Here is a 25440-nt window from a genome sequence, read left to right as displayed (position 1 = left end):
CGATGGCGCCGCCACCTCAGGGACGGCGGTTCTTGGCCTTCAACTCGCCTATGAAGGCGCTCCAGGCGGCGCCTTCGAAGCACAGTGCCGCCCCCTGCGGGACCTTGCTGTCACGGACGGGAACGACGGCCCGGAACCCGTCGGCCACCTCCACGCAGTTGCCGCCCTCCTGGTTGCTGTAGCTGCTCTTGCGCCAGTCGGCGCCGTTCAGATCGGGACGGGACCTTCGCTCCACGGTGGTTGTCCTCCATCACGGATCGGATCATGTCGAGCGACATGAGCGGGGGCAGCGCTGCCGCCCTCAGCCGATCGTAGGACAGCGTGAAGCCCCTGACCTCGTCCGGATCCTCGACGAGTTGGCCGTAGTGCGCGCCTTCCGTGTAGGCGATCTCAGATCCGTCCGGCATGGTGAGCACCGTGAGCGAGCCGCCCATGGCATCGTGCTCGCCCTGGTCGAACGGCAGTACCTGCACCGTGATGTGAGACTCCGTCGCGGTCCTGATTAGCCGCGTCAACTGCTCACGCATCACCGCGCGGCCGCCGACGGGACGCCGGAGCACCGCCTCGTCGAGGACGACCCACACCTCGGGACGATCGGGCGTATTCAGTCGCTCCTGCCGTCCCATCCGAAGGGCGACCCGCTCTTCCAGCTGCTCCTCACTGCCGAGAGTTCGACCGACACTCAATACCGCCCGCGCGTAGTCCTCCGTCTGCAACAGCCCCGGCACCACATGAGCTGCGTACTCGCGGATGGCCACCGCCCGCGCCGAGCACTCCATGAACTTCCGCGACCAGTCGGGAAACGCCTCCCGGTACACGAACGGCCACAACTCGACCAGCAACTCGTCCGCACCGAGAGCCACGTCCAGCGCACGCGCCAACTCCAGCGTCGGCCTCGCTCCGGACGCCCGCTCGATCTGGGTGATCCGGGTGCTCACCACATGCGCCCTGACACCGAGTTCGGCCTGAGTCAGTCCGGCCGCCGTACGGAGCCTGCGCACCCGGGCGCCGAACAGCGCCGCCATCGAAGAACCCGGGTCAATTCCGTTGGCCAAGGGGTCACTTCCGTTCCTTACGGGCTGAAAAGTAAGGCTGTGTCACCTACCGAGCGTAGGGCGCTCGGACCACTCTTGAACACAGAACGTAACGACTCGCTTACGACGACATCGCGTACGTCACGGATCTCTCAGGCGCGCCCAGCAAGGACGGACCAACCGTGCAGACAGAAACGACGACCACCCCGGAACTCCGCTCCTTCGCGGCACAGTTCGTCTCCTCGCCACGAGGCGCGCAGCTCGCCCGGCGTCTCGCCGTCCGGCGCATGCAGGAGTGGGGCTACCCGCCGGAGTCCGACACGTCGTGCACGGTCGCTCTCGTCGTCGGCGAACTCACCGCGAACGCCGTACAGCACGGCCGATCTCGCGGACGCGACTTCGCCCTCCGGCTCACTCTCGACGCGACGGTGAACCTGTTCCGCGTCGAGGTCGCGGACGCCGCCTCCGAGAAGCGGCCGCCCGCTGCCCCGCCCTCGTCTCGCCCCGAAGGCGAGTCCGGCCGGGGCCTGCTCCTGGTGGACGCCCTCGCCGTGCGCTGGGGGTCGGAGCCTCGTCGCCCCGTGGGAAAGACGGTCTGGGCGGATGTGTCTGTGGAGGCGCCGACTCGGGTCGCCAGCCTTCGCCCTGAGTGAGGCCGGTCGAAATCTTGATGCTGAGCCCCGACTGCATGTCAGGCAAACCGAAGGCAGTTTCGGCCAATCCTTGGCTATCCCGTGAGGTTGCGAGGATTGTCGCGTTTGCGGTCTGGCGGTTCTTGCTGCCCCCCGTGAAGATGCCCGCCTGTCGATGTAACGGGGGACCAGGATGGCGGTTGGGTGGGGCGTGCGTGCCCGGGGGAGGGCACGGGCGGAGGAGGCGGAGTGGCCCGCTGTCCCGATTCAGGCGAACCCTCCTGGCCCAGGGGCCAATCGTCCCGCCAACGCGGACCCCGCATCGTCTGAAGTGACGCGGCTACTGTGCCAGGCGGTCTATGCGCGTCCTGATCGGGTGAAAGCCGCGAAAGCGTGGTGGCGCAGTTTTCGAGGCAAAGCGGAGATGGCCAAGAAGCCCCGGCGCAGTACCAGGCGGCCGATCTATCTGGAGGGTAGCGACGACTGCCCGCCTCTCGGCGAACCGACTGCGCAGTGGGTTGTCGACCATGTGCTGCACGGTCCACGGCTGCCCGTGCCGTCGTACGGCTTCGACCTCGTTTCGGTGACGGCGCACAGCCTTTGTGCGCGGCGCCGCCGATGGACACGGCGCACCTGCATTCTGGTCCTGTGTGGACTGGTCGCCTATGCGGTGCCGTGGGCTTTCGTGATCTGGGCTGCTGCCGTCGCCGTCGCTCTGTTCCTACGGTGGGCTGCTTTCCGTGCGATCCGCAGAGGCGGCCTGACGCGGTTGGCACCTTCGCGGCGCCTGGCGTATGCCGTGCTGCTCACACCGTGGCTGCTCGCACTCCTGCCGTATGGACCCGTTGGCGGCGACGCGTTCGAGCTGAGACTTGAACTGGCCTTGCTCCCCTTCGGGCTGGCGGCTGTCGTCGCCCTGGCGTACGCGGCCGACCGACTTGTGTCACGGGCCGCCCTGGGTGCCCTGGCACGAGAGGGCGTGTCGCCCGATGGCCTGCCGTGGGTCGCTGCGAAGGCCGGACGCAGGATCTCGGACATCAGCAAGGACCAGACACAGTTGGCGCTGCCCTACGACGCCTCGGAGCAGTTCGTCGGTGCCGGACGCGACGTCTGGGGGCCCGCACGCATCAGCATCCCCCTGAAACCCAAGGACGCCGAGGAGTCGGTCAGACCGTTCGGGGAGGCGGAACTTCTCCGACGCGTGGGCACAGCCCTCAACGAACTGGGCCGCGGTGCCAGAGAGATCACCGATCCGCTTCCCGGGTTCTCGATGGAGCGCATCCTCGGCCTTCCGGCAGCACGATGGCTTCAACGCACCCGTGAGACGAAGGTGGAGCTGTCTGACCTGAGTGGTCTCGGACGCAGGTCCCCTTCCGGTGTGCCGGACCGGCTGTATCTCCGGGCCCAGTGCATCAGCTGGGACGGACAGATCGTGGTGAGCGTGTTCGTGCATGCCGCACTGGAGGCCGGCGAACTGCGGCTGACGATCCGTCCACACGTGACGACACCGCTTTACAACGAGCTGCGTGTGACCGCCGCACCTGCCCGGACACATGGAACGCGTCTGCTCACGTGGCTTGCCACACAGTCGCTCCTGGACACGGCCGTGGGCCCTTTGTCCGTGTGGCGACTGGTCGCCCGTCTTGGTGAGAAGACCGAAGGTCGTGCAGAGGAAGAAGACCCGGTGAGCCTGCGCGACCGGTACTCCACCCAAGAAGTCACTGACATGCACCAGAGCGACGATGCCAAGAGGCACGTCGTTCTGATTCAGTCCTGTGTCTTCCGGACCGTTGCCGAGTATCTCGACGAGCAGGGGATCGACCTAGCTGCGTACGAACGGCAGGTCGCCACCGTGACCAACAACATCCTCGTCTATGGGGACAACAACGCCCCCATCCAGAACGTCGCAGGCAGCGGCATCAGTGGCGTCGGCCAGGACAACAAGTATCAAGGAGGCAAGTAGTGATGGTGGGACGGCGTCGCCCTGAGCCGGACCTGGGCCATGGCTCGGGCATCAGCATCGGCGGTAGCAACAACGCACCGTTGCAGAACGTGGTGGGGCAGAACATCTCCAATGTCCATCAGTCTGCCCTTGTGCAGGGCACTGTCGACATCGACGCTGTGCGCGGCCTCCTGGCGGCCTTCCGCGCGGACATCGACCGTAACGCGCCTGACTTGCAGAACGTCACGGTCCTGCGCGCCATGGCGGACACAGTCGACACCTCGCTCGCGACCCCCGATGTGCCACAGGTCGGCACACTGCGCGGGATCGCGCAGGCGTTGCCCGCTCTGGTTGTGGGCACCGCAGTCCAGCAAGGAGGCGAAGCGCTCGCCAACGCCATCGGCGGACTGCTGAGTTGAGTCGGCTGGTCCTGGAGTCGTCCTGGGACGCGGGATAAACCGTTCTGGCTGCCGCCTGCGACGCACGTGGATACAGTGCTGCGACCAGTTGGGGGGAATACGAAGTGGACGAAGTCACGTTCGCGGCCACCACCATGGCCGCGGCCTTCCTCACCCAGGCGACCCAGGAGGGGTACCAGAGGGTCCGTGAGGCTGTTGGCCGTCTGATCCGACGCAGCGGTCAAGAGGACGAGGCAGCGGCTCAGCTTGAGCGTCTGGATCGAGACCGGAGAGCTGTGGCCCAGACCCGGGCGGGTGACCGTGAGGCCGTAGTACGGGCTGCTGCGATCGTGTGGGCTCCCGTGCTCGTACGACTCGCGGAGTCGGAACCAGTGGCGTATGCGGAGCTGCTGGCTCTGGCCCGGCAGGATCTCCCGACCTCTGTGGTCAACCAGCACAATCACGGTACGGGCACCTTCGTCAACGGAAACATTGAAGGCGGCCTGACCATCAACCATGGCGCGGGGCATGGCAGACACGACTGACCCCCAGGTCCAGGGCGGGCAGCACAATCGCGGGCCTGGCGTGTTCATCGCGGGCAATGTGTACGGAGACATCAACAACCACCAGACATTACGTCCGAAGCACGGGCGGGATGACGAGCCCCAGGCGTCCCAGGAGCACTATCGCAGCGAGAAGGAATCTCCCGCCGGGCGGCAAGCGGGTGAGGCGGGGCTCGGCGGGAGGTTGCTCGGCTGGACGTTGCTCACCGTCTGGGTACTCGGGTCGTCCGTCTACTGCGTCGTTGCAGCTTTTGTGGACCCACAAACGGCTGGGGGGCCTGTCGGAGCCGTTCTTGGCGCTGTGCTGTTCGCCCTTGGTGGGTTGGTCCCGCTGGCCTTCGTGGTCACGGCTCTCGCGGAAATTTGCGCCGCAGGTACGGCCAACGCTGCCGACTCCGCGAGAAAGCGATGGGCGCAGGGTCAGCGAGCCGCAGCCCGTTTGAATCTTCGTTACGCGGATTCAGCCGCTCGTGTCGCGAGCGTCAGTGCAGTTCTGGTTGGGTTCATTACGGGTCTGTTCGGATTCCTGGCCATCGGGAAAAAGGCTGCAGACCGGGCTCACAACGCTCGCGAACTCGCCGAGTCCGAGATCGCCAAGACGTGCTTGGCGCTGGGAGAAAACCTCGACGGACACGACTACTCGGAGCCGCCGGCTCAGTAGTGAGCGCTGACTGTGCACCTGATCTTGCAGAGCCGATTTCAGAAGCGGATTCTGAACTCGGCTCTGCAAGATCAGGTGCCCGACCCGCTCTGCGGATCAGTCCCCTGACCTGGTACTTCACTGTCGGGGTGGCGGGATTTGAACCCACGACCTCTTCGTCCCAAACGCGGTCAAGGGTCCTTGTGACGTTGCAACCTAGGTGTCAGGGCTGCTCGTTCGGCTCCACCACTGTCCACGTCAGTCCAGGACAGTAGTGGTGCGGCTTCCTCGTTTGGCCCCGGGCCAGCCGGACATGACAGGACTCTGCTGAGCGCCACGACCAGGCAGGTTACACAGCGTTACGCACGGAGACGTAGGCGCTCATCCGTTCAGTAGCCAGTCAGCTGATCTTGGTACAGGCAGGGCAGCTCGGCGAACCGTGGTCAGAATCTGCATCCCGTGCTGTGGCCACCCTCAATGGGCCATTGCTGGGCAGGTGCGACCCGAGGTCTAGCGTATGCGGCAAAGTGATGCCACAAAGCGGTGAAGAGCTGCTGTTGCACAGCGGGGCGGATCGTTACCATCTAACCTCATTTACTGCGGGGTGCAGCAACCCGTAGCGGCTGCGGGGGGGGGCAGACGTGACTGAGGGTGCGCGGTTCGAGCTTCGGCAGGCGTGCTACCGCTGTGACCTGTGCCTTCGCTATGGACTTGTCGACATCCAGCCAATCGAGTGATTCTCTGCCGGCCTACGCCCCTCTCACCTGGGGAAAGGTCTAAGTGTTATTAAGGATCACTGTGAACGCCTTCACGGGGAGGGGGCTTTAGTGTTTACTAAAGATGGCAGGTGGGTACTTTGGCAAGGTAGTGGAAAGTCATTCCATGATCGCATCGAGTGTGCGATGAGGGAGGATGGATCCTCGCCGATGGCGACATTTTGGGCGGATTTGAAAAAGGGTGACTGGTCTAGTGACCCATACTTCCAAAGCCCCCCAGACGAGGACCAAATACATAACGCCGCAAAACTATTTGCCCATCTCAGACATATTGGCGAAAAGGGGTACCCTCCTTATCAGAGGGCTATCAACTTTCTTCAGGATGGAATATGGGAGGTGAAGCACGATCACCATCGGATCGCCTACTTTGACACTGTCGGCGACGGCGAGTATGACCCGAAAGGTAAAGTCGACGATCGCAGGTGTGTCGACCCTGACTTGGAAGACGATTTCTGGTGGTATCCGGAATTGGACCCGATTTTGCGTTTAACTAACGGCTGGGCTAAAGTAGGCCAAAAGGCTCCGCCGGAAGAAATTCAGCTAGCATGTCTGGTGCGAGAGGAGGACGTAGAACATGATAAGCCGTAGTCAGAAGAGCTTGATTGATAGCTACGCTAGTTTCCCTCGCGGTGCTCAAGAGCTTTCTGCGGCGAGCCTGGCCCAGAACGTAGTCGCTTGTCTGGAGCAGGCGAAGGTAGCCTCCGGGAAGTCGAACAGGGAACTCTCCTCGCTCTTGGGGGTATCGGAAGGGGCCGTATCCCAGGTCTTGAACGGGGACGGCAACATTCGTATCTCCACGTTGGCGCGATATCTGCGTGCAATGGGCTTTGAACCCCGTCTGAATGCAGACCCTGTGGAGGGTGGCGAATCCCTTCCGGTCGAGCCACGTCGAGTTCGAAGTCGACGAAAAGGCAACTCCAGGGAAACAGTCACGCCGCGTGTAGAGCGTATGAGTGTCTCTGTTTCTCGCTGTAGCGTCACAGATGGTGACGTAGTGGCTCCTGCGCTTTCGGTCTTGCTCGTGATGCCGGACGAAGATTTTGACGTTACGAGGGCGACAACTCGGGAGCACCAGGAAACGCCCAGGGTTTGGCATGTCCTCGAAGGTCACTCCTGGGTGGCATCCCTGACAGCCGAGGCCCCAGAGGCGGGCGATTCATACGAAGATGATTCGCGCGGCCAAGCCGTGGAGGCTACGTAATGGCAACTCGCGAGCTACACGACGGCGAAGAGGTAATCGCGGACGCTTCCTCTTTGGTGGAGGTTGTGCTTGGTGACGCTTCAGCGAGGAGGGGGCCGGCCAAGCACTACAAGCCGGGTACTGCGCAAGTTTCAGTCGAGTCCGAAGGCAGCTTCAGTCGAAACCCAAAGAACCCTTCTAAAGGTTTGATCGCTTGCAAGGATCGGTATTCGGCCGAGTTGCTAAATTCGGACGGAGATCGCATCGCTATCATTAGAGCCTCTTTTGTTGCTGCTTTTTCTGTGGTACGCGATGAAGATCCGGGTGAGGAGGAGCTTGAAGCATTCGCGAACTCCACGGGCCGACTGGTCATTCGCCCTTATGCGCGAGAGTTTATTCAGCAACTTTCGACGCGTATGGGCGTGCCATCCTTCATGCTCGAGGTGTTGCGCTTTCACGGGACCGTACTGGAGGACGAGGGCGGCGAAGTAGGCGCCGCTGCAAGTGACGTTGGTACCTAGATCGTCACATTCGGAAACCATGTTTCCCATTTCCGAGTGACTGTAAGCGTGTCAGATACTCTTGAGTCTCGGGTTATACAGCGTATCGACGCCTTCTCGGCAGCTAGTTCGCGGTCGGCCATGATGAGTGCTGGCATTGATTGACGGTCGTGTCTGCTCTATATCGCCAGCACCCGCTGCCGTGACGCCGAGAGTGACCCGTGCTTCCGCGTTTTGCATAGGCGAGCGTTCGCGCCCGTCAAAGTCCGTTCCGGTCCGGAGGACTTCCTCTGCAAGCGTGCGGGCAAGTTTGTCCTCGCCAACCAGCCAGTAGCAATCCGTTGCGTAGAAGTCGAATTTAGAGGGGTCCACCACGAAGCAGGGGCCCTTGCATTCGCGTGGCCCCCTGCTTCGGCGGGATTTGAACCCACGACCTCTTCGTCCCGAATGAGGTTCGGGCGCGGTCGCCAGCGGCGGATCTGGTGTTTTCGCTGATCAGGGCGTTGGTCTGCATGCCTTGGATGGGCTTCGCCAGGGCTCGGGGAGCGGGTTGGCTCCCATGAAGCCGGGCGCCCAGGAACCACGTCACTGGTCGGAATCGGGCGGAGCAGCAGGGGCCGATTTCCTCTGCCGAGGGTCATCCGTCGGCTTTCGCAGGCGGGCGAGCAGGTCTTTCGCCAGCTGGCGATAGCGCGTGACTTCCTCGTTGAACTCTGAGTTGTCCACGTCCAATCCAGTGGCCGGCCCAGGCAACCCGGCGAGCTTTCGAAGGGTCGGCTCGAAGTCCGGCTCGAGCCCCTTGTGGCACGTTCCGCAGAGGGTGACGAGGTTCTCCTCGGCGGTGGGACCAGCCATGCGCCAGGGAATCAGATGGTGCACGTGCAACTCGATGTCCGTGTGGTCGGTGGCTTTGCGACCACAGATCACGCATCGGTAGTCATCGCGTTTGAGTACCTGCATACGTAGCTTCCGGGTGGGGGCGCGTCGTTCCACGGCGTCATCCCGAAGGTGTTCCGTGTTCAGGAACCCGAACCCGCCAACCTCGACCGAGCCGTCGTGCACGCACTCCGAGGGAGCGATCACGTCAGGCAACCGCTCTTCGGCAAGCTGCTTGGCGACTAACGCGTTTCCGCCAAGTCGCAGATAGATCGCCAGGGCGGAATCGTCGTGCACCGAAACCCAGCCCTGCCCAATCGACGACCAGAGTTCTGCCATGGCTGCTGGAAGGACCAGGCTGGCAGCGCGTACTTCCCAGCGGGGATTTCGTTCGGACATCCCAACCCAGTGAGTCTGCGCCGACCAGCAGACGCGTCCTCGTCGATTGGCTCGAAGGGTCAGGGCGTAATAGTCGCCATCGGGTTCAAAGGTCTTCATCCTGCGAAGCGTTCGCAAGAGCTTCTCCCTGGCGGCGTTCTGCTCGTCTGGCATGGCTCGATGCTCTCAGCGGGGACTGACATCCTGTGCCGCCGTGGAGGATATGGACGACTCGGCCCGTGGCGCCGCCTCGTGCTACAAGTAGCTCGCCTGCCTCAGGTTATGGACGCGCGGGTTCGACGCTCGCGGCCGGTCTCGTCGGCACCGCCGTCGGCGACTTGGCCAACTTCCCGCCGCTGGACTCTTTCTGGCTTGGGTTCTTCGGGGTGCTGATTCCGGGGATGGCGGGTGGCTCGGCCGAGCGGATGCAGGGTCGTACGTGGGTGGGCCTGGCTGTGTCCGGACTGGGAGGGCTTGCGGTGGGGGTGGCGGATCTGTGCCGGGATGAGCCGACGGGTATCCGCGGAGGTGATCCGGGCGGCGGCTGCTTCCCGGAACACCTCCGCCTTGGCGTCGCCTGGGTGCGGCAACCGTACATGAGTTCCATGTCGTCCCAGGCTTGGGCTTGCACGAGTGCTTAGGTGTCCAGCAGCCGTCGGCAGAGCGCGACGAAGTCATCAGAGGCGCTGTAGGCGGCAGCCTTGAGGTCTTCCAGGTCAGACTCGTCCGGCACCAGCAATCCTGGCTCCGGGGCGAGCCTTCCCGAGGCTGCCTCCAGGGCGATAACTAGGTCGTTTGTCCAGTGGTACAGCGCTGAAGACAGCTCCATCGCTGCGAACCATGCTTCCTCTGGGCCTTCCAGGGCGACGAGTCCGACAGCGGAATCAATCTTCTTCACCGCATCATCGAAGTCCCTGGAGAGAGAGGGTGCGTTCCGCTCGCCATCCATGTAGGCGTCTAAGGCGGAGCCGCCGATCCTGATCACCTCGGACGCCTGACTCAGCAGCTGAGAGTACGCATCCCGCCGCTGTTGCCGCCGCCAGTGGTCGTGCTGGTTGCGTTTTTGATCCTTGCCAGCGCGCCATGTAGCTCCCAGGGTGCCCGTGACGCCGATGAGGCCGCCGACCACCGTCCCTACTAACCCAGCGATGGCTTGATCCACAGCGACATTAAACCTACTGGTCCACTGGCGCCGGGCTCGATCAGCCGAATCACCGTCGTCTGTGGCAGGGAGGCGCGATCAGATTCGTTTGGCCCCCGAGCATGACAGAGGGCCAATCGCGATCATGCGATTGGCCCTCTGACCAGCGTCGGGGTGGCGGGATTTGAACCCACGACCTCTTCGTCCCGAACGAAGCGCGCTGCCAAGCTGCGCTACACCCCGATGTCGCTGCTGTCGCGGCGACGACGTTTACTTTAGCCCACCGGTGGCTAGAGACGAAATCCGGTTTTCCAGGGGTGCCGGAGGGGGTTCGGGCGGGCGTGGTCGAGGGCTACGAGGAGGACCGCCAGGGCGTAGAAGGCGAGGCCGAGGAGGAGGGCGTTGCCGAGGACCTTCTTGTAGCCGTCCTGGTCGACGTCCAGGAAGGGGTACAGGTAGCGGCCGGACGAGCCCGGGAGGAGCAGTTCGCCTCGGAGGAGGGAGAAGGTCAGGTAGGCCAGGGGATAGAGGAGCCAGGTGCTGGCCTGGCGCAGGTGCAGACGGCCGGGGGGCGTGAGCAGGAGCCAGTCCAGTACGGCCGCGATCGGGGTCACCGTGTGGAGGGTGTAGTGGGTGAGGGCCTGCCAGCCGGTCAGGTGGGCCGCTTCGCCCGTGAGGGAGAAGGGGCTGGCCTCGTTCGCCAGGAGCAGGTGGTACGCCAGGGCCGCGACGACGACGTAGAGGGTCGTCGCGCCCAGGACGGCTCCCGGCAGGGGGCGGCCGGCCGTCCAGGCGCGGCGGGCCGAGAGGGCCATGACCAGCGCCAGCAGGATGTTGCTCTGGATCGCGAAGTACCCCAGGGTCTGGGACGGGTCGCCGAGGAGCAGCTCCAGCGTGACGCCGCCGGCGGCGGCGAAGGCGACCAGCAGGCGGAAGGCCGCGGCCGCCGGGCGGCGGACCGGGGTGACGACGGCCGTGGCCGGGACGGGGGAGGGCTTCAGCGCGGGCCTGCCCGGTATCACGGGCAGGTCCGGGATGTCCCTGGGTATCGGGGCTGTCATGCCCCCACGCTGACAGAAACGGACATAGGGGGCGATGTGGGCGGGCTGTGTGGGTTACCCCGCCCATTTCCCCGCCCATCCGGTCGCGAGCCCCGGCTACTCCCGCCCCACCAGCGTCAGCAGCGTCGCCTCCGGCGGGCACGCGAACCGTACCGGCGTGTAGCGGCTCGTACCGCAGCCCGCCGACACGTGCAGATACGACGTACGGTCCTCCACCGTGTGCGTCGACAGGCCCTTCACCCGGTCCGTGTCCAGGTCGCAGTTGGTGACCAGGGCACCGTAGAAGGGGATGCACAGCTGGCCGCCGTGGGTGTGACCGGCCAGGATCAGGGGGTAGTCGTCGGCCGTGAAGGAGTCCAGGGCGCGCAGGTAGGGGGCGTGGACGACGCCCATCGAGAAGTCGGCGGCGTCGGAGGGGCCGCCGGCCACCTGCGCGTAGCGGTCCCGCTTGATGTGCGGGTCGTCCAGGCCCGTCAGCTCCAGCTCGACGCCTTCGATCTTGAGCGTGCCGCGGGTGTTGGTCAGGTTGAGCCAGCCCGCCGCGTCGAAACCGTCCCGCAGGTCCTCCCACGGGTTGTGCACGACTCCCACGGCCGGGGCGTTGCCGTTGAGGCCGTGGCGGCCCTGGACCCTCTCCAGCAGGTAGCGGGCGGGGTTGCGCAGCGTGGGGCCGTAGTAGTCGTTGGAGCCGAAGACGTACGCGCCCGGGAACTCCATCAGGGGGCCGAGCGAGTCCAGGACCTCCGGGACGCCCTCCGGGTCGGAGAGGTTGTCGCCCGTGTTGATCACGAAGTCGGGGCGCAGGCCCGCCAGGGACCGCAGCCAGCGCTGCTTCTTGTGCTGGCCGCCGACCATGTGGATGTCGGAGACCTGCAGCACACGCAGCGGGCGCATCCCTGAGGGCAGGACCGGGACGGTGACCCGTCGGAGGCGGAAGGAGCGGGCTTCGAAGCCCGCGGCGTACAACAGACCGGCGGCACCAGCCGCCGCGATTCCCAGGGGGACTCCGTATCGCGCGCGCATACGACCATCGTCTCAGACCCCGGACGTCGGCCCTGCCCGGGCGGTGCCCGAAATGCCCTCGCGGCACCGGCGCTTCGATCCACCGCCCCGCCGCCGCCCTGCAAAACAGGGGGCGTCTTTCCTTCCGCACCTGCGACAATCAGCCCCATGACCACGCTCAAGTCGAAGTTGCAGGACGACCTCAACGTTGCGATCAAGGAGCGCGACGAGCTCCGCTCCTCGACGCTCCGGCTGACGCTCGCCGCGATCACCAAGGAGGAGGTCGCGGGCAAGGAGAAGCGCGCGCTCTCCGACGACGAGGTGCAGAAGGTGATCACCCGCGAGGCCAAGAAGCGCCGCGAGGCGGCCGAGGCCTTCGCCCAGGGTGGTCGTGCCGAGAGCGCCGAGCGGGAGAAGGCGGAGGGCGAGGTGCTCGCCGAGTACCTGCCCAAGCAGCTGTCCGACGACGAGCTCCAGCAGATCGTGGCCCAGGCCGTCGAGGAGGCCAAGGCCGCCGGTGCCGAGGGGCCGCGGGCCATGGGCGCGGTCATGAAGATCGTGAACCCGAAGGTGGCCGGGCAGGCCGAGGGCGGCCGCGTCGCCGCCGTGGTGAAGAAGCTGCTCGCCGGCTGATCACCAGCAGACGAAAAAGGTGGCCCCCTCCTCCCGTACGGGAAAGAGGGGGCCACCTCCGTTCGCTCACACCGTCGGCTCAGCGAGTGCCGTCGGCTCAGCGAGCGCCGTCGGCTCAGCCGAACCGCCCGCCGTTGCCGTTGCCACCGCCGTTGTCCTGGCCCCGGAAGAAGCCCTCGGGGAGGGAGAACGAAGGCGTCGGAATGGGCTCGCCGCCCCCGCCGCCGTTGTTGTTGCCGCCGACCAGGCCGCCGATGAAGCCGCCGTTGCCGTTGCCGCCGCCGTTGTCGTCGTCGTCGCGGTCGTCGTCGTCACGGTTCCCGTCGCCGCGGCCCTTGTGGTTGCCGTCGGGGATGTGGACGTCGTTGAACTGCTCGACCGGCTTGCCCTCCAGCGCGCCCGACATCATGTCGCGCCAGATCGGACCGGGGACCTCACCACCGAAGACCTTGCCGTACGACCGGCCGCCGATGGTGATGCCGGACATCTTCCGCTTGTGCGCGGGGTCGCCGACCCAGACCGCGCCGGCCATGTTCGGGGTGTAGCCCACGAACCAGGCCGCGTAGCGCTCGTCCGTCGTACCGGTCTTGCCCGCGCTGGGACGGCCGCTGAGGCCGGCCTTCGAACCGGTGCCGTCCTCGACGACGCCCTTCAGCAGCGCGTTGATCGTGTCGGCGGTCTTCTCCGACATCGCCCGCGAGCAGGTCGACTTCGGGACCTCGAGCGACTTGCTCTTGTCGCCGACCCGCTGGCTGACCGACTCGATGGCGACCGGCGTGCAGTGCATGCCGCGCGCGGCGAAGGTCGCGTACCCGTTCGCCATGGTCAGCGGGGTCATCTCCTGGGTGCCGAGGGCGATGGACGGCGCCTGGTCCATCTTGCGGCCGTCGGCCCGCTCGACGCCCATCTTCTTCGCCATCGTCGTCACCGGGCAGATGCCGATGTCGCTGATCATCTGGACGTAGTAGGTGTTGACCGACTTGGCGGTCGCTTCCTTCATGTCGTACGGGCCGACCTCGGAGCTGTTCTCGTTCTCGAGCTTGGCGGGGTTGGAGCGGTCGTTCGCCCACCGCTTGCCGCCACAAGCCGAGACCGGGCTCGGGTAGGCCATCTGGTACGGGGAGGAGTACACCTTGTTCGCCGGCATGCCGTCCTCGAGGGCCGCCGCCGCCACGATCGGCTTGAACGTCGAACCGGGCTGATAGCCCATGCCGCCGCCCATCGACCCGTCGACGGAGAGGTTGATCTGCGTCTCGTTCTTGCCGAAGCCGTACGGACGCGACTGGCCCATGGCGAGGATCTTGCCGGTGCCGGGCTGGACGATGCTGGCGGAGGTGGCCACCTCGTCGCTCTTGTAGACGTGGTCCTTGATGGACCGCTGCGCCGAGTCCTGGGCCGCCGGGTCCATGGTGGTGCGGATGGTGAGGCCGCCCTGGTTCCAGACCTTCGCCCTGGCCTCCTTGGTCTTGCCGAAGACCTTGTCGTTCAGGAAGACCTCGCGCACGTAGTCACAGAAGAAGCCCGCACCCTTGACCGCCGTGATGCAGCCGTTCCTGGGCTTGCTGACCTTGAGGCCGAGCGGCGCCTTCATCGCCTCGTCGGCCTGTGCCCGGGAGATGTCGCCGACGGCGGCCATGCGCTGGAGCACGGTGTTGCGGCGCTTGGTGGCCTCCGCCTCGTCGTTGACCGGGTCGTACCGGCTGGGCGACTGGACGATGCCGCCGAGGAGGGCCGACTCCTGGATGTTGAGGTCCTTGGCGGACTTGGAGAAGTAGCGCTGGGCCGCGGCCTCGACGCCGTAGGCCTGCTGGCCGAAGAACGTGATGTTCAGGTAGTTCTCGAGGATCTTCTTCTTCCCGAGCTCTTCCTCGACCTGGATCGCGTACTTCAGCTCGCGGATCTTGCGGCCGATGGTCTGCTGGGTGGCCTGCGCGACCTTCGTCGGGTCGTCGCCCGCCTCCTCGACGAAGACGTTCTTCACGTACTGCTGCGTCAGGGTCGAGGCGCCCTGGGAGACCTCACCGCTGCGCGCGTTCTTGTTGAGGGCGCGCAGGACACCCTTCAGGTCGACCGCGCCGTGCTGGTAGAAGCGCGAGTCCTCGATCGCGACGATCGCCTTCTGCATGTACGGCGAGACGTCCTTGAGCGGGACCACCGTGCGGTCGCGCGAGTAGACCGTGGCGATCTGGCCGCCGTCGGCGTCGAGGATCGTGGTGCGCTGACTCAGCGGTGGCGTCTTCATGTTGGCGGGGAGCTCGTCGAAGCTCTCGACCGAGCCCTTCGCCGCGAGCCCCAGCGCGCCCACCGCGGGCAGCGCGATACCGGCCAGTACGGCTCCCGCGAGGACACTGACACCGAGGAACTTGGCGGCCTGCTGCGCAGGAGACAGACCACCGCCCGAGCTCTTCTTTGGCATGAGGGCAGCCTACGTTCTCATTCGCCGGACAGGCGTATAGGCCTTGGCCTAAGCTGCTCTCAACTGTCACAGCAGTGAGGCCACGTATCAATACGTCCGGCGACCCCGAATCGTTCTGGGTGTTCCCCAACTTTTTTGTTGGGGTCGTGTCCGAATCCGCCTTGTGTGTCATACGGCGTCCGTTGTGACGCAACTGAACTGTCCTGCTTTGCCGGGAAGGTTCTGTATGTCGCCAGCTCACTCCCCCGGGTGATCTGCCGCTTACCCATAGTCCGTTCGGGCCATTCAAGATTGGGCCCGAAGGGGGTGTTGCGCTGTGCCCACCTTCCGTAACGTCCTCAACTGGCGGCGGTGAATATGCCGCTGCCGCCGTGGGGGAGCCTCGATTCGGGAGAGGACGGCGCCGGTATGGGCTGGGTAGTCGACTGGAGTGCGCAGGCGGCCTGCCGCACTACCGATCCGGACGAACTGTTCGTTCAAGGAGCAGCGCAGAACAGGGCCAAGGCGGTGTGCACCGGATGTCCGGTGCGTACGGAGTGCCTGGCCGACGCGCTCGACAATCGCGTCGAGTTCGGCGTGTGGGGAGGCATGACGGAGCGGGAGCGCCGCGCACTGCTGCGCAGGCGGCCCACGGTGACGTCCTGGCGCCGGCTGCTGGAGACGGCGCGCAGCGAGTACGAGCGCGGCACGGGTGTCGTGTCCCTCGACGACGACGAGATCTACGAGAACTACGCCGCGGTGGGCTGAGGAGTTCCCTCCGGGGACGCCACGGGGGATTCTCGGCGCTGATGTCCGGTCGGGGGCCCGTACGGGCCCCTCAGGCATCACGGCCGGGCGACTCCGGCTCGGCCACGTCCGGAAGCTCGCGCTCGTTCGCCGCGAGCCGGTCGCCGATGTCGCGCAGGCCGGCGAGGTCGTGCACATCGCCGGGCAGCGCGGCCACTTCCGTCACGGCCACCTCGGGGTGGAGCGCGGCGAAGCGGTCACGCGTGCGCTGCTCACGGGAGAGCAGCTGCATGCGCTCGGCGTGCAGCCTCAGCAGGCCTGCCGTGAGCTGGTCGACGGACCGCTCGGTGTCTTCGGCGTCTTCGGAGTCCTCGGTGGGGGAGCCACCTTCGGGAGCCGATGTCGATGCCGTGGCTGAGGTCTGAGCTGAGGTCTGAGCTGGGGTCTGATCTGGGGTTTCGGGCGTGGGTGAGGCTGAACTTCCGTATGCGTCGGGGGAGTTACGAAGTCCAGCTTTCCCGCCCTCCTGATCCACAATGCGGGGCTCTTCAAGATTTTCCGCGGCGGCGAGCGCCCGCTCGGCCGACAGCCGGTCGGCCCCGCTGCCGTGCACCCGGTTGAGCACAAGACCGGCGAGCGGCATGTCCTCCGCGGCCAGGCGCTCCACGAAGTACGCCGCCTCGCGCAGCGCGTCCCGCTCCGGGGCCGCGACCACGAGGAACGCCGTCCCGGGTGCCTGGAGCAGCTTGTACGTCGCGTCCGCGCGCGTGCGGAAGCCCCCGAACGTCGTGTCCATCGCGGACACGAACGTCTGGACGTCCTTGAGGAGCTGACCGCCGAGCAGCTTGCCGAGGGTGCCGGTCATCATCGACATCCCGACGTTCAGGAACTTCATCCCGGCGCGCCCGCCCAGCTTCGCCGGCGCCGTCAGCAGCCGGATCAGCCGCCCGTCCAGGAACGACCCGAGCCGCTTGGGCGCGTCCAGGAAGTCCAGGGCCGAGCGGGACGGCGGGGTGTCGACGATGATCAGGTCCCACTCGTCCCGGGCCCGCAGCTGCCCGAGCTTCTCCATCGCCATGTACTCCTGCGTGCCCGCGAAGCCCGCCGAGAGCGACTGGTAGAAGGGGTTGCCCAGGATCGCGGCCGCCCGCTCGGCGTCCGCGTGCACCTCGACGATCTCGTCGAAGGTGCGCTTCATGTCGAGCATCATCGCGTGCAGCTCGCCGCCCGCGGAGTCATCGATGCCCTTGACCCGGCGCGGGGTGTTGTCGAGGGAGTCGATGCCCATGGACTGGGCGAGCCGTCGGGCCGGGTCGATGGTGAGGACGACCACCTTGCGGCCCCGCTCGGCCGCGCGCAGGCCCAGGGCCGCAGCCGTCGTGGTCTTGCCGACCCCGCCCGAACCGCAGCACACCACGATCCGGGTCTTCGGATCCGCCAGCAGCGGATCGACGTCGAGCAGGCGAGCGGGGGACATGCGAGGGCGGGCCGGGTCGTGCGTGCGGTCCGGGTCCGGACGACTCATGACATCCCCTGCTTCCGACTCATGACGGGCCTTGCCTGTGTGTCCTCGCTCATGACGCGTGTGTCCTGGCTCATGACACGCCCTGCCCGCGCAGCTCGCGGGCCAGCGCGTACAGCCCCGCCAGGTCCATGCCCTCGGCGAACAGCGGCAGTTCGTGCAGCGGCAGGCCCAGCTCGGCCAGCACCGCACGCTGCTCGTGCTCCAGCGCGTACCGCTCGGCGTACTCCTCGGCCTGTGTGAGCAGCGGGTCCACCAGCCGCTCGGCGTGCCCGCCGCGCCGTGCCCCGCCGAGCCCGGCGGACGACAGCGACCGCGCGACAGTGGAACGCGTGGCCGTCCGGACGAGTTCCAGATCGGTCTCGTCCAACACCTCCGGGCGCACCATGTTCACGATGATCCGCCCCACCGGCAGCCGAGCCGACCGCAGCTCGGCGATGCCGTCCACAGTCTCCTGGACGGGCATCTCCTCCAGCAGCGTCACCAGGTGCACGGCCGTCTCCGGCGACTTCAGCACCCGCATCACGGCCTGTGCCTGATTGTGTATCGGGCCGATCTTGGCGAGGCCGGCGACCTCGTCGTTGACGTTGAGGAAGCGCGTGATGCGCCCGGTGGGCGGCGCGTCCATGACGACGTAGTCGTAGGTGAAGCGCCCGCTGCGCTCCTTGCGCCGCACCGCCTCGCACGCCTTGCCGGTGAGGAGTACGTCCCTCAGGCCCGGCGCGATGGTGGTGGCGAAGTCGATCGCGCCGAGCTTCTTCAGGGCTCTTCCGGCGCTGCCCAGCTTGTAGAACATCTGGAGGTAGTCCAGAAGGGCCAGTTCGGGGTCGATGGCCAGCGCGTACACCTCCCCGCCCCCGGGAGCGACGGCGATCTTCCGCTCCTCATAAGGCAGCGCTTCCGTTTCGAAGAGCTGCGCGATGCCCTGGCGGCCTTCGACCTCGACGAGAAGCGTCCGCTTCCCCTGCGTGGCCAAGGCCAGCGCTAGGGCCGCGGCCACCGTGGTCTTGCCGGTACCGCCCTTGCCGCTGACGACCTGGAGCCTGCTCACGTATTCGAGCCTAACCAGTCCGCGCCCGGGCTACTCCGGAGGCTGTGGACAACCCGCGCCGTGGTCGGCCGTCTGCCCCTGTCCGCCAGGGGCTAGAGTCGGCCGCATGACCAAGTGGGAATACTCAACCGTGCCGCTGCTCGTCCATGCCACGAAGCAGATTCTGGACACCTGGGGCGAGGACGGCTGGGAGCTCGTCCAGGTCGTGCCCGGGCCGAACAACCCCGAGCAGCTCGTGGCCTACCTGAAGCGGGAGAAGCAGTAGTGGGTGCCGTCGAGGCGAAGCTGGCAGAGCTGGGTCTGACCCTGCCCGACGTCGTCCCGCCGCTGGCCGCGTACCAGCCGGCCGTGCAGAGCGGCCCGTACGTCTACACCGCCGGGCAGCTCCCGATGGTGGAGGGCAAGCTTCCGGTCACCGGCAAGGTCGGTGCCGAGGTCACCCCGGAGGAGGCCAAGGAGCTGGCGCGTACGTGCGCGCTGAACGCCCTGGCCGCCGTCAAGTCCGTCGCCGGTGACCTGGACCGTATCGCGCGCGTGGTGAAGGTTGTCGGCTTCGTGGCCTCGGCCTCGGACTTCACGGGCCAGCCCGCGGTGCTGAACGGCGCGAGCGAGCTGCTCGGCGCGGTCCTCGGCGACAAGGGTGTGCACGCGCGCAGCGCGGTGGGCGTGGCGGTGCTGCCGCTGGACGCCCCGGTGGAGGTCGAGATCCAGGTGGAGCTGGCGTAGCTTCCCCGCGCTTCCCCGCGAGGGGAAACCGCCCCCTCAGGGGCCACTCGAACATCCGCCCGTCACGGGATAGCCTCGCGCCCATGGCGAACGGTCAGTGGTACCCCCCGGAATGGCCGGACCGCATCCGCGCCCTGGCGGACGGCACGCTCACGCCGGTCACCCCGAAGCGCGCGGCCACCGTCATGCTCCTGAAGGACAGCGGCACCGGCACCGGTCCCGCTGTCCACATGCTGCGCAGACGCGCCTCCATGGCCTTCGCCGGAGGCGCGTACGCGTATCCGGGCGGCGGCGTCGACCCCCGGGACGACGACCAGCAGGTCCGCTGGGCGGGCCCCACGCGCGCGTGGTGGGCGGACCGGCTCGGCGTCGACGAGACGGCGGCCCAGGCGATCGTCTGCGCGGCCGTACGGGAGACGTACGAGGAGGCGGGCGTCCTGCTCGCCGGACCGGCGCCCGACTCGGTCGTCGGTGACACCACCGGGGCCGACTGGGAGGCGGACCGTGCCGCCCTGGTCGCCCGGGACCTGTCCTTCGCAGAGTTCCTGGACCGCCGCGGCCTGGTCCTGCGCTCGGACCTGCTCGGCGCGTGGACCCGCTGGATCACCCCGGAGTTCGAGGCCCGCCGCTACGACACCTGGTTCTTCGTGGCCGCGCTTCCCGAGGGACAGCGCACCCGCAACGCCTCCACCGAGGCGGACCGTACGGTGTGGATCGCCCCGGGCGAGGCGGCGGCCGGCTACGACAAGGGCGAGCTGCTGATGATGCCGCCGACCATCGCGACCCTGCGCCAGCTGACGCCGTACGACACGGCGGCCCGGGCGCTCGCGGACGCCCCGGGGCGTGATCTCACGCCCGTGCTGGCCACCGCCCGCCTCGTGGAGGGCGAGATCGTGCTCTCCTGGCCGGGCCACGACGAGTTCACCAAGCACATCCCGACCCGCCCGACCTTCCCGACCGGTGGAGCCAGCGCATGACGGACGCAGCAGCCCTTCCCGGCCAGCCCCGGGGCGGTGTCCTCACGGGCCCCGCCACCGCGCGGGCCGTCAACGTCCTGGCCCCCAACCCGTCGGCGATGACCCTGGACGGCACGAACACCTGGATCCTCTCCGAGCCCGGCTCGGACCTGGCCGTGGTGGTCGACCCGGGGCCGCTCGACGACGGACATCTGCGCCATGTCGTCGCCACGGCAGAGCAGGCCGGCAAGCGCGTCGCCCTGACGCTGCTGACCCATGGCCATCCCGACCACGCCGAGGGCGCCGGGCGGTTCGCCGAACTGACCGGCACACGCGTGCGTGCGCTCGATCCGGCCCTCCGGCTGGGCGACGAGGGACTGGCCGCCGGGGACGTGATCACCGTCGGCGGCCTCGAACTGAGGGTCGTACCGACCCCCGGCCACACCGCCGACTCCCTCTCCTTCCACCTCCCGGCGGACCAGGCCGTCCTGACCGGCGACACGATCCTCGGCCGTGGCACGACGGTCGTGGCCCACCCCGACGGCCGCCTCGGCGACTACCTGGACTCCCTGCGGCGCCTCAGGTCCCTCACGGTCGACGACGGCGTCCACACGGTGCTCCCGGGCCACGGACCGGTCCTGGAGGACGCCCAGGGCGCCGTCGAGTACTACCTCGCCCACCGGGCCAAGCGCCTCGCGCAGGTGGAGACGGCCGTCGAGGACGGCTACCGCACCCCCACCGAGGTCGTCGCCCACGTCTACGCGGACGTGGACCGCTCCCTGTGGCCGGCGGCGGAACTGTCGGTGCGGGCGCAGTTGGACTACCTGGACGAGCACGGGCTCATCTGACCGCTGACGTGTCCTGGTACGACGTCGGGCCCTGTCTCGCGAGGAGACAGGGCCCGATGACGTACGGCACGCGCGGGTGCGCGTCAGCGCGAGCGCTTGGCGAGGCGTTCCACGTCGAGCAGGATCACCGCGCGGGCCTCCAGGCGCAGCCAGCCGCGCTGGGCGAAGTCCGCCAGTGCCTTGTTGACCGTCTCGCGGGACGCGCCGACCAGCTGGGCCAGCTCCTCCTGCGTGAGGTCGTGGACGACGTGGATGCCCTCCTCGGACTGCACGCCGAACCGGCGGGACAGGTCCAGCAGGGCACGGGCGACCCGGCCCGGGACGTCCGAGAAGACGAGGTCGGACATCGCGTCGTTGGTCTTGCGCAGCCGGCGGGCGACAGCGCGCAGCAGCGCCGTGGCCACCTCGGGGCGGGCGTTCAGCCAGGGCTGGAGGTCGCCGTGGCCGAGACCGAGCAGCTTGACCTCGGTCAGCGCGGAGGCCGTCGCGGTGCGCGGGCCCGGGTCGAAGAGCGACAGCTCGCCGATGAGCTCGCCGGGGCCGACCACGGCCAGCATGTTCTCCCGGCCGTCCGGGGACGTGCGGTGGAGCTTGACCTTGCCCTCCGTGACCACATACAGGCGGTCGCCGGGGTCCCCCTCGTGGAACAGCGAGTCGCCGCGCGCGAGGGTCACCTCACTCATGGAGGCGCGGAGCTCCGAGGCCTGCTCGTCATCGAGCGCCGCGAAGAGCGGGTTGCGCCGCAGAACGTCGTCCACGAGTTCTCTCCTTGTCGACCTGCTCAGGGGACCTGGATCCCCCTTGTATCAAGGCACCGAGGTGCCCGTTTTGCCGGACGGTCCAAACAGTGTGATCTGTCACAAGGATGCCGCACAGGTGTCCCGGGGTACGCGGCAGGGGTCCAATTGGACGCCGATCTTCAGGGCCCGGGGCGGATGTCGGTGCCACGCCTTAGGCTGGCCGGGTGTCCAAATCGCCGGTGAGAGCACAGGCCGAGGGGGCTGCGCGGGTGGCTGTACGTCGCGATTCCGCTGTGGGCGAACAGAGCCCCGATGGCGGTAGGAAAACGGCGAAAGGGAACAAGACGGATTCCGCGAAGAAGGCGGCCGCCGGGAAGGCGTCAGCCAAGAAGGCGTCAGCCAAGAAGACGCCCGCAGTGAAGGCGCCCGCCAAGAAGGCACCCGCAGTGAAGAAGGCACCCGCCGCCAAGAAGGTCACCGTCGCGCCCAAGAAGGCCACAGCGCGCGTCAAGGGCACCGCCCCCGCAAAGGCCGTCGTCCACCCGCCCGGTGACGAGTCGCGCACCGCGCTGGTCCGCAGAGCCCGCCGTATCAACCGCGAGCTCGCCGAGGTCTTCCCGTACGCCCACCCCGAGCTGGACTTCGACAACTCCTTCCAACTGGTCGTCGCCACGGTCCTGTCCGCCCAGACCACCGACCTGCGCGTCAACCAGACGACACCCGCCCTCTTCGCCAAGTACCCCACCCCCGAGGACCTGGCCGCCGCCAACCCCGAGGAGGTGGAGGAGATCCTCCGCCCGTGCGGCTTCTTCCGGGCCAAGACGAAGTCGGTCATAGGGCTGTCCAAGGCCCTGGTGGAGGACTTCGGCGGTGAGGTCCCGGGCCGGCTGGAGGACCTGGTCAAGCTGCCCGGCGTCGGCCGCAAGACCGCGTTCGTCGTGCTCGGCAACGCCTTCGGACGGCCCGGCATCACCGTGGACACCCACTTCCAGCGCCTGGTGCGCCGCTGGCGGTGGACCGGCGAGACCGACCCGGACAAGATCGAGGCCGCCATCGGCGCGCTCTTCCCGAAGAGCGACTGGACGGACCTCTCGCACCATGTGATCTGGCACGGCCGCCGCATCTGCCACGCCCGCAAGCCCGCCTGCGGTGCCTGCCCGATCGCCCCGCTCTGCCCGGCGTTCGGCGAGGGCGAGACCGACCCCGAGAAGGCGAAGAAGCTGCTCAAGTACGAGAAGGGCGGCTTCCCCGGCCAGCGGCTGCGGCCCCCGCAGGCGTATCTGGACGCGGGCGGCAAGCCGGCGCCGCCGCTGGGGGCCGGATGAGCTGCCCGGTCGGCGGACCGAGCTGCCCGAACGGGGGATCGCGGCCGTTCGCGGAACGATCTCGGACCTGCCGCGCGTTGGAAGCGGCAGGACGACGGGGGTGGCGATGACGCGTGCGAGCGACACACAGGACGGGCCTTTGACGCCGAGCAAGGAGGGCCTGCCCGCCTGGCTGGACCCGGTGGTGCGTGCCGTGGAGACGGTCAGGCCGCAGCAGCTCAGCCGTTTCCTGCCGCCGGAGGACGGCGCCGGGCGCCAGTCCGCCGTGCTGGTCCTGTTCGGGGAGGGCGAGCGCGGGCCCGAGCTGCTGCTCATGGAGCGCGCGAGCTCCCTGCGCTCGCATGCCGGCCAGCCCTCGTTCCCCGGCGGCGCCCTCGACCCCGAGGACGGCGACCCGTGGGGCGACGGCCCACTGCGGGCCGCCCTGCGCGAGGCGGAGGAGGAGACCGGCCTCGACCCCTCGGGCGTCCAGCTCTTCGGCGTCCTGCCCAGGCTGTACATCCCGGTCAGCGGCTTCGTCGTCACCCCGGTGCTGGGCTGGTGGCGCGAACCGAGCCCGGTCGGGGTCGTCGATCCGAACGAGACCGCCAGGGTCTTCACCGTCCCCGTGGTGGATCTCACGGACCCCGCCCACCGCGCCACCACCGTCCACCCCAGCGGCCACCGAGGTCCGGCGTTTCTGGTCGAATCAGCCCTTGTCTGGGGTTTCACGGCCGGAATCATCGACCGGCTGCTGCACTTCGCGGGCTGGGAGCGGCCCTGGGACCGCGAGAAGCAGGTCCCGCTCGACTGGCGCGCATGACAGGGTGGCCTCCGTGAACGTGCTGGACATCTTGTTGCTGGTCGCCGCCGTGTGGTTCGCGGTCGTCGGGTACCGCCAGGGATTCGTCGTCGGCATCCTGTCGGTGATCGGCTTCCTGGGCGGCGGTCTCGTCGCGGTCTACGTACTGCCCGTCATCTGGGACGCGCTCACGGACAACGCGGAGGTGAACACGACCGCCGCCGTCGTCGCGGTCGTCGTCGTCATCGTCTGCGCCTCCGTCGGCCAGGCCCTCACCACCCACCTCGGCAACAAGCTGCGCCGGCACATCACCTGGTCTCCGGCCCGGGCCCTCGACGCCACCGGCGGCGCCCTGGTCAACGTCCTGGCGATGCTCCTGGTCGCCTGGCTGATCGGCTCGGCCCTCGCGGGCACCACCCTGCCGACGCTCGGCAAGGAGGTCCGCAACTCCAAGGTGCTGCTGGGCGTCTCCCAGGCGCTGCCGGACCAGGCCGCCACCTGGTTCGCCGACTTCTCCTCCGTCCTCGCGCAGAACGGCTTCCCGCAGGTCTTCAGCCCGTTCTCGAACGAGCCGATCACCGACGTCCAGCCGCCGGACCCGGCCCTGGCCGACAGCCCCGTGGCGAACCGCGCCCAGCGCTCCATCGTCAAGGTCATGGGCACCGCCCCGAGCTGCGGCAAGGTCCTGGAGGGCACCGGCTTCGTCTTCTCCGGCCGCCGGGTGATGACCAACGCGCATGTGGTGGGCGGTGTCGACGAGCCGACCGTGCAGATAGGCGGCGAGGGCCGGAAGTACGACGCCACGGTCGTCCTCTACGACTGGCGGCGCGACATCGCCGTGCTCGACGTGCCGGACCTCAAGGCGCCCGCGCTGCGCTTCACCACCGAGGACGCGACCAGCGGGGACGGCGCGATCGTCGCGGGCTTCCCGGAGAACGGGGCGTACGACGTGCGAGCAGCGCGCGTACGCGGCCGCATCACGGCCAACGGCCCGGACATCTACCACCGCGACACGGTCCGCCGCGACGTCTACTCCCTCTACGCGACCGTCCGCCAGGGCAACTCCGGCGGCCCGCTGCTCACCCCCGAGGGCAAGGTCTACGGCGTGGTCTTCGCCAAGTCCCTGGACGATGCCGAGACGGGGTACGCGCTGACCGTGGACGAGATCCAGGAGGACATCACCAAGGGGCGCAGCGCCAACCAGCAGGTGGACAGCGACAGCTGCGCGCTCTAGGAGCGGCCCCAGCGGCCCCGCGGCAGGGTGGTCGGGGGCGTCACTCGCGCGGGTGGCGCCTCAGTCGCGTGTGTGGCGCAGACGTACGGAGACCCAGCGGGCCCGGCGGCGGAGGATGCGCGGAATCCCGACCCGGGGATCCGCGGTCACCATCTGCGGTGCGCCGCTTCGCTGGTGGGGGTTCGCACCGCCCGCCGAGCGGCGATTGCGGCTTGCGTCACTGTAGTCGTGCGTCCAGCCCATACCCCGACCTGTGCCCCCGCCTCATGGTCGATAACCGCTCGCCGGGCGCCCAATTGGCCTATGCGCCAGGCAAGTGGCCGTTCGTAGGACAAGCGTTCACGTGCGGATACCGGGCG

At 67.6% G+C, this 25440-nt stretch carries 28 protein-coding genes and 1 tRNA gene; 17 read left to right on the top strand and 12 right to left on the bottom strand.

Annotated features, from left to right (window positions below; translation table 11 throughout):
- Positions 1 to 16: 16 nt before the first annotated feature.
- Together ACZ6I3_RS35355 and ACZ6I3_RS35350 are read right to left on the bottom strand one after the other, a co-directional pair.
- Positions 17 to 148 (bottom strand): DUF397 domain-containing protein, encoded by a 132-nt coding sequence (locus tag ACZ6I3_RS35355; RefSeq protein WP_469420369.1) that lies wholly within the window; start codon positions 146 to 148, stop codon positions 17 to 19.
- Positions 111 to 1025, bottom strand: a complete 915-nt coding sequence (locus tag ACZ6I3_RS35350; RefSeq protein WP_469420367.1) for a helix-turn-helix domain-containing protein — start codon at positions 1023 to 1025, stop codon at positions 111 to 113. Before ACZ6I3_RS35350 ends, ACZ6I3_RS35355 begins: the two co-directional genes overlap by 38 nt.
- 191 nt (positions 1026 to 1216) lie before the next feature.
- Here ACZ6I3_RS35350 and ACZ6I3_RS35345 point away from each other — a divergent pair, with 191 nt between their 5' ends.
- The 8 genes from ACZ6I3_RS35345 to ACZ6I3_RS35310 all read left to right on the top strand — a co-directional run bounded on the left by ACZ6I3_RS35345 (position 1217) and on the right by ACZ6I3_RS35310 (position 7686).
- On the top strand, positions 1217 to 1687 hold the full coding sequence (locus ACZ6I3_RS35345; protein ID WP_469420275.1) for an ATP-binding protein: 471 nt from the start codon (positions 1217 to 1219) through the stop codon (positions 1685 to 1687).
- Positions 1688 to 2090: 403 nt separating this feature from the next.
- Positions 2091 to 3629 carry a hypothetical protein gene (locus ACZ6I3_RS35340; protein ID WP_469420274.1) on the top strand — a complete coding sequence of 513 codons (1539 nt, stop codon included), beginning with the start codon at positions 2091 to 2093 and terminating at the stop codon, positions 3627 to 3629.
- A 2-nt stretch (positions 3630 to 3631) separates the two neighbouring features.
- Positions 3632 to 4027, top strand: coding sequence for a hypothetical protein (locus tag ACZ6I3_RS35335; RefSeq protein WP_469420273.1), 396 nt, complete (start codon positions 3632 to 3634; stop codon positions 4025 to 4027).
- 104 nt (positions 4028 to 4131) lie between these two features.
- Positions 4132 to 4551 (top strand): hypothetical protein, encoded by a 420-nt coding sequence (locus ACZ6I3_RS35330; protein ID WP_469420272.1) that lies wholly within the window; start codon positions 4132 to 4134, stop codon positions 4549 to 4551.
- Positions 4535 to 5230 carry a hypothetical protein gene (locus ACZ6I3_RS35325; protein WP_469420271.1) on the top strand — a complete coding sequence of 232 codons (696 nt, stop codon included), beginning with the start codon at positions 4535 to 4537 and terminating at the stop codon, positions 5228 to 5230. Before ACZ6I3_RS35330 ends, ACZ6I3_RS35325 begins: the two co-directional genes overlap by 17 nt.
- A 1091-nt stretch (positions 5231 to 6321) precedes the next feature.
- Positions 6322 to 6573, top strand: coding sequence for a hypothetical protein (locus ACZ6I3_RS35320; RefSeq protein WP_469420270.1), 252 nt, complete (start codon positions 6322 to 6324; stop codon positions 6571 to 6573).
- Positions 6560 to 7186 carry a helix-turn-helix domain-containing protein gene (locus ACZ6I3_RS35315; RefSeq protein WP_469420268.1) on the top strand — a complete coding sequence of 209 codons (627 nt, stop codon included), beginning with the start codon at positions 6560 to 6562 and terminating at the stop codon, positions 7184 to 7186. The genes ACZ6I3_RS35320 and ACZ6I3_RS35315 overlap by 14 nt, the downstream gene beginning before the upstream one ends.
- Positions 7186 to 7686: a hypothetical protein gene (locus ACZ6I3_RS35310; protein WP_469420267.1), complete on the top strand. Its 501-nt coding sequence runs from the start codon at positions 7186 to 7188 to the stop codon at positions 7684 to 7686. The genes ACZ6I3_RS35315 and ACZ6I3_RS35310 overlap by 1 nt, the downstream gene beginning before the upstream one ends.
- A gap of 564 nt (positions 7687 to 8250) precedes the next feature.
- Here the strand turns inward: ACZ6I3_RS35310 and ACZ6I3_RS35305 are convergent.
- The 5 genes from ACZ6I3_RS35305 to ACZ6I3_RS35285 all read right to left on the bottom strand — a co-directional run bounded on the left by ACZ6I3_RS35305 (position 8251) and on the right by ACZ6I3_RS35285 (position 12144).
- Entirely contained in the window at positions 8251 to 9093 is an 843-nt protein-coding gene (locus tag ACZ6I3_RS35305) for an HNH endonuclease (RefSeq protein WP_469420265.1), read from the bottom strand.
- 463 nt (positions 9094 to 9556) lie between these two features.
- Complete coding sequence (locus tag ACZ6I3_RS35300) at positions 9557 to 10081, bottom strand: hypothetical protein (protein WP_469420264.1); 525 nt, start codon at positions 10079 to 10081, stop codon at positions 9557 to 9559.
- Positions 10082 to 10229: 148 nt separating this feature from the next.
- Positions 10230 to 10303: transfer RNA gene (locus tag ACZ6I3_RS35295), tRNA-Pro, on the bottom strand.
- A 47-nt stretch (positions 10304 to 10350) separates the two neighbouring features.
- Positions 10351 to 11121, bottom strand: coding sequence for a Pr6Pr family membrane protein (locus tag ACZ6I3_RS35290; RefSeq protein WP_469420262.1), 771 nt, complete (start codon positions 11119 to 11121; stop codon positions 10351 to 10353).
- A gap of 96 nt (positions 11122 to 11217) precedes the next feature.
- The gene (locus tag ACZ6I3_RS35285) at positions 11218 to 12144 is read right to left on the bottom strand and encodes a metallophosphoesterase (RefSeq protein WP_469420261.1); all 927 of its coding nucleotides are present in this window, start codon (positions 12142 to 12144) and stop codon (positions 11218 to 11220) included.
- Positions 12145 to 12291: 147 nt separating this feature from the next.
- Between ACZ6I3_RS35285 and ACZ6I3_RS35280 the strand changes: the two genes are divergently transcribed.
- Positions 12292 to 12756 (top strand): GatB/YqeY domain-containing protein, encoded by a 465-nt coding sequence (locus tag ACZ6I3_RS35280; protein WP_468192704.1) that lies wholly within the window; start codon positions 12292 to 12294, stop codon positions 12754 to 12756.
- A 115-nt stretch (positions 12757 to 12871) separates the two neighbouring features.
- On the opposite strand, the gene ACZ6I3_RS35275 is transcribed toward ACZ6I3_RS35280, so the two are convergent.
- Positions 12872 to 15172, bottom strand: coding sequence for a transglycosylase domain-containing protein (locus ACZ6I3_RS35275; protein WP_469420259.1), 2301 nt, complete (start codon positions 15170 to 15172; stop codon positions 12872 to 12874).
- Between the two features lie 408 nt (positions 15173 to 15580).
- On the opposite strand from ACZ6I3_RS35275, the gene wblA reads away from it, so the two are divergent.
- Positions 15581 to 15919 (top strand): transcriptional regulator WblA, encoded by a 339-nt coding sequence (gene wblA / locus ACZ6I3_RS35270; RefSeq protein WP_215119936.1) that lies wholly within the window; start codon positions 15581 to 15583, stop codon positions 15917 to 15919.
- 70 nt (positions 15920 to 15989) lie between these two features.
- Here wblA and bagB read toward each other — a convergent pair whose 3' ends face one another.
- Together bagB and bagA are read right to left on the bottom strand one after the other, a co-directional pair.
- Positions 15990 to 17423, bottom strand: a complete 1434-nt coding sequence (gene bagB / locus ACZ6I3_RS35265; protein WP_469420257.1) for an ATPase BagB — start codon at positions 17421 to 17423, stop codon at positions 15990 to 15992.
- Positions 17424 to 17493: 70 nt separating this feature from the next.
- Complete coding sequence (gene bagA, locus ACZ6I3_RS35260) at positions 17494 to 18471, bottom strand: ATPase BagA (protein WP_469420255.1); 978 nt, start codon at positions 18469 to 18471, stop codon at positions 17494 to 17496.
- Between the two features lie 106 nt (positions 18472 to 18577).
- Between bagA and ACZ6I3_RS35255 the strand changes: the two genes are divergently transcribed.
- The 4 genes from ACZ6I3_RS35255 (at position 18578) to ACZ6I3_RS35240 (ending at position 21001) form a co-directional block, all read left to right on the top strand.
- Positions 18578 to 18736: a DUF4177 domain-containing protein gene (locus ACZ6I3_RS35255; protein ID WP_097218487.1), complete on the top strand. Its 159-nt coding sequence runs from the start codon at positions 18578 to 18580 to the stop codon at positions 18734 to 18736.
- Complete coding sequence (locus ACZ6I3_RS35250) at positions 18736 to 19197, top strand: RidA family protein (protein WP_403889615.1); 462 nt, start codon at positions 18736 to 18738, stop codon at positions 19195 to 19197. The genes ACZ6I3_RS35255 and ACZ6I3_RS35250 overlap by 1 nt, the downstream gene beginning before the upstream one ends.
- Positions 19198 to 19280: 83 nt before the next feature.
- Positions 19281 to 20174 (top strand): NUDIX hydrolase, encoded by an 894-nt coding sequence (locus ACZ6I3_RS35245; protein WP_469420254.1) that lies wholly within the window; start codon positions 19281 to 19283, stop codon positions 20172 to 20174.
- On the top strand, positions 20171 to 21001 hold the full coding sequence (locus tag ACZ6I3_RS35240) for an MBL fold metallo-hydrolase (protein ID WP_469420252.1): 831 nt from the start codon (positions 20171 to 20173) through the stop codon (positions 20999 to 21001). The genes ACZ6I3_RS35245 and ACZ6I3_RS35240 overlap by 4 nt, the downstream gene beginning before the upstream one ends.
- An 83-nt stretch (positions 21002 to 21084) precedes the next feature.
- Here ACZ6I3_RS35240 and ACZ6I3_RS35235 read toward each other — a convergent pair whose 3' ends face one another.
- A complete protein-coding gene (locus tag ACZ6I3_RS35235; protein ID WP_215119931.1) occupies positions 21085 to 21759 on the bottom strand; it encodes a Crp/Fnr family transcriptional regulator in 675 nt (224 codons plus the stop codon).
- Between the two features lie 275 nt (positions 21760 to 22034).
- Between ACZ6I3_RS35235 and nth the strand changes: the two genes are divergently transcribed.
- The 3 genes from nth (at position 22035) to ACZ6I3_RS35220 (ending at position 25081) form a co-directional block, all read left to right on the top strand.
- Complete coding sequence (nth, locus tag ACZ6I3_RS35230; protein ID WP_469420251.1) at positions 22035 to 23066, top strand: endonuclease III; 1032 nt, start codon at positions 22035 to 22037, stop codon at positions 23064 to 23066.
- Between the two features lie 106 nt (positions 23067 to 23172).
- Positions 23173 to 23868, top strand: coding sequence for an NUDIX hydrolase (locus ACZ6I3_RS35225; protein ID WP_469420250.1), 696 nt, complete (start codon positions 23173 to 23175; stop codon positions 23866 to 23868).
- 13 nt (positions 23869 to 23881) lie between these two features.
- A complete protein-coding gene (locus ACZ6I3_RS35220; protein ID WP_469420249.1) occupies positions 23882 to 25081 on the top strand; it encodes a MarP family serine protease in 1200 nt (399 codons plus the stop codon).
- 60 nt (positions 25082 to 25141) lie between these two features.
- Here the strand turns inward: ACZ6I3_RS35220 and ACZ6I3_RS35215 are convergent, their stop codons facing one another.
- Positions 25142 to 25324 (bottom strand): hypothetical protein, encoded by a 183-nt coding sequence (locus tag ACZ6I3_RS35215; protein ID WP_078506886.1) that lies wholly within the window; start codon positions 25322 to 25324, stop codon positions 25142 to 25144.
- Positions 25325 to 25440 lie beyond the last annotated feature (116 nt).

This window comes from Streptomyces sp. NPDC041940 (assembly GCF_055589465.1).
This window is presented reverse-complemented; position numbering and strand designations above follow the sequence as displayed.

Bases quoted from the DNA above. Each gene is read 5' to 3' on its own strand.
- ACZ6I3_RS35350 (WP_469420367.1), bottom strand. From the start codon at position 1,025: ATGGCGGCGCTGTTCGGCGCCCGGGTGCGCAGGCTCCGTACGGCGGCC.
- ACZ6I3_RS35340 (WP_469420274.1), top strand. From the start codon at position 2,091: ATGGCCAAGAAGCCCCGGCGCAGTACCAGGCGGCCGATCTATCTGGAG.
- ACZ6I3_RS35335 (WP_469420273.1), top strand. From the start codon at position 3,632: ATGGTGGGACGGCGTCGCCCTGAGCCGGACCTGGGCCATGGCTCGGGC.
- ACZ6I3_RS35325 (WP_469420271.1), top strand. From the start codon at position 4,535: ATGGCAGACACGACTGACCCCCAGGTCCAGGGCGGGCAGCACAATCGC.
- ACZ6I3_RS35315 (WP_469420268.1), top strand. From the start codon at position 6,560: ATGATAAGCCGTAGTCAGAAGAGCTTGATTGATAGCTACGCTAGTTTC.
- ACZ6I3_RS35310 (WP_469420267.1), top strand. From the start codon at position 7,186: ATGGCAACTCGCGAGCTACACGACGGCGAAGAGGTAATCGCGGACGCT.
- ACZ6I3_RS35305 (WP_469420265.1), bottom strand. From the start codon at position 9,093: ATGCCAGACGAGCAGAACGCCGCCAGGGAGAAGCTCTTGCGAACGCTT.
- ACZ6I3_RS35290 (WP_469420262.1), bottom strand. From the start codon at position 11,121: ATGACAGCCCCGATACCCAGGGACATCCCGGACCTGCCCGTGATACCG.
- ACZ6I3_RS35285 (WP_469420261.1), bottom strand. From the start codon at position 12,144: ATGCGCGCGCGATACGGAGTCCCCCTGGGAATCGCGGCGGCTGGTGCC.
- ACZ6I3_RS35280 (WP_468192704.1), top strand. From the start codon at position 12,292: ATGACCACGCTCAAGTCGAAGTTGCAGGACGACCTCAACGTTGCGATC.
- ACZ6I3_RS35275 (WP_469420259.1), bottom strand. From the start codon at position 15,172: ATGCCAAAGAAGAGCTCGGGCGGTGGTCTGTCTCCTGCGCAGCAGGCC.
- wblA (WP_215119936.1), top strand. From the start codon at position 15,581: ATGGGCTGGGTAGTCGACTGGAGTGCGCAGGCGGCCTGCCGCACTACC.
- bagB (WP_469420257.1), bottom strand. From the start codon at position 17,423: ATGAGTCGTCCGGACCCGGACCGCACGCACGACCCGGCCCGCCCTCGC.
- ACZ6I3_RS35255 (WP_097218487.1), top strand. From the start codon at position 18,578: ATGACCAAGTGGGAATACTCAACCGTGCCGCTGCTCGTCCATGCCACG.
- ACZ6I3_RS35245 (WP_469420254.1), top strand. From the start codon at position 19,281: ATGGCGAACGGTCAGTGGTACCCCCCGGAATGGCCGGACCGCATCCGC.
- ACZ6I3_RS35240 (WP_469420252.1), top strand. From the start codon at position 20,171: ATGACGGACGCAGCAGCCCTTCCCGGCCAGCCCCGGGGCGGTGTCCTC.
- ACZ6I3_RS35225 (WP_469420250.1), top strand. From the start codon at position 23,173: ATGACGCGTGCGAGCGACACACAGGACGGGCCTTTGACGCCGAGCAAG.
- ACZ6I3_RS35215 (WP_078506886.1), bottom strand. From the start codon at position 25,324: ATGGGCTGGACGCACGACTACAGTGACGCAAGCCGCAATCGCCGCTCG.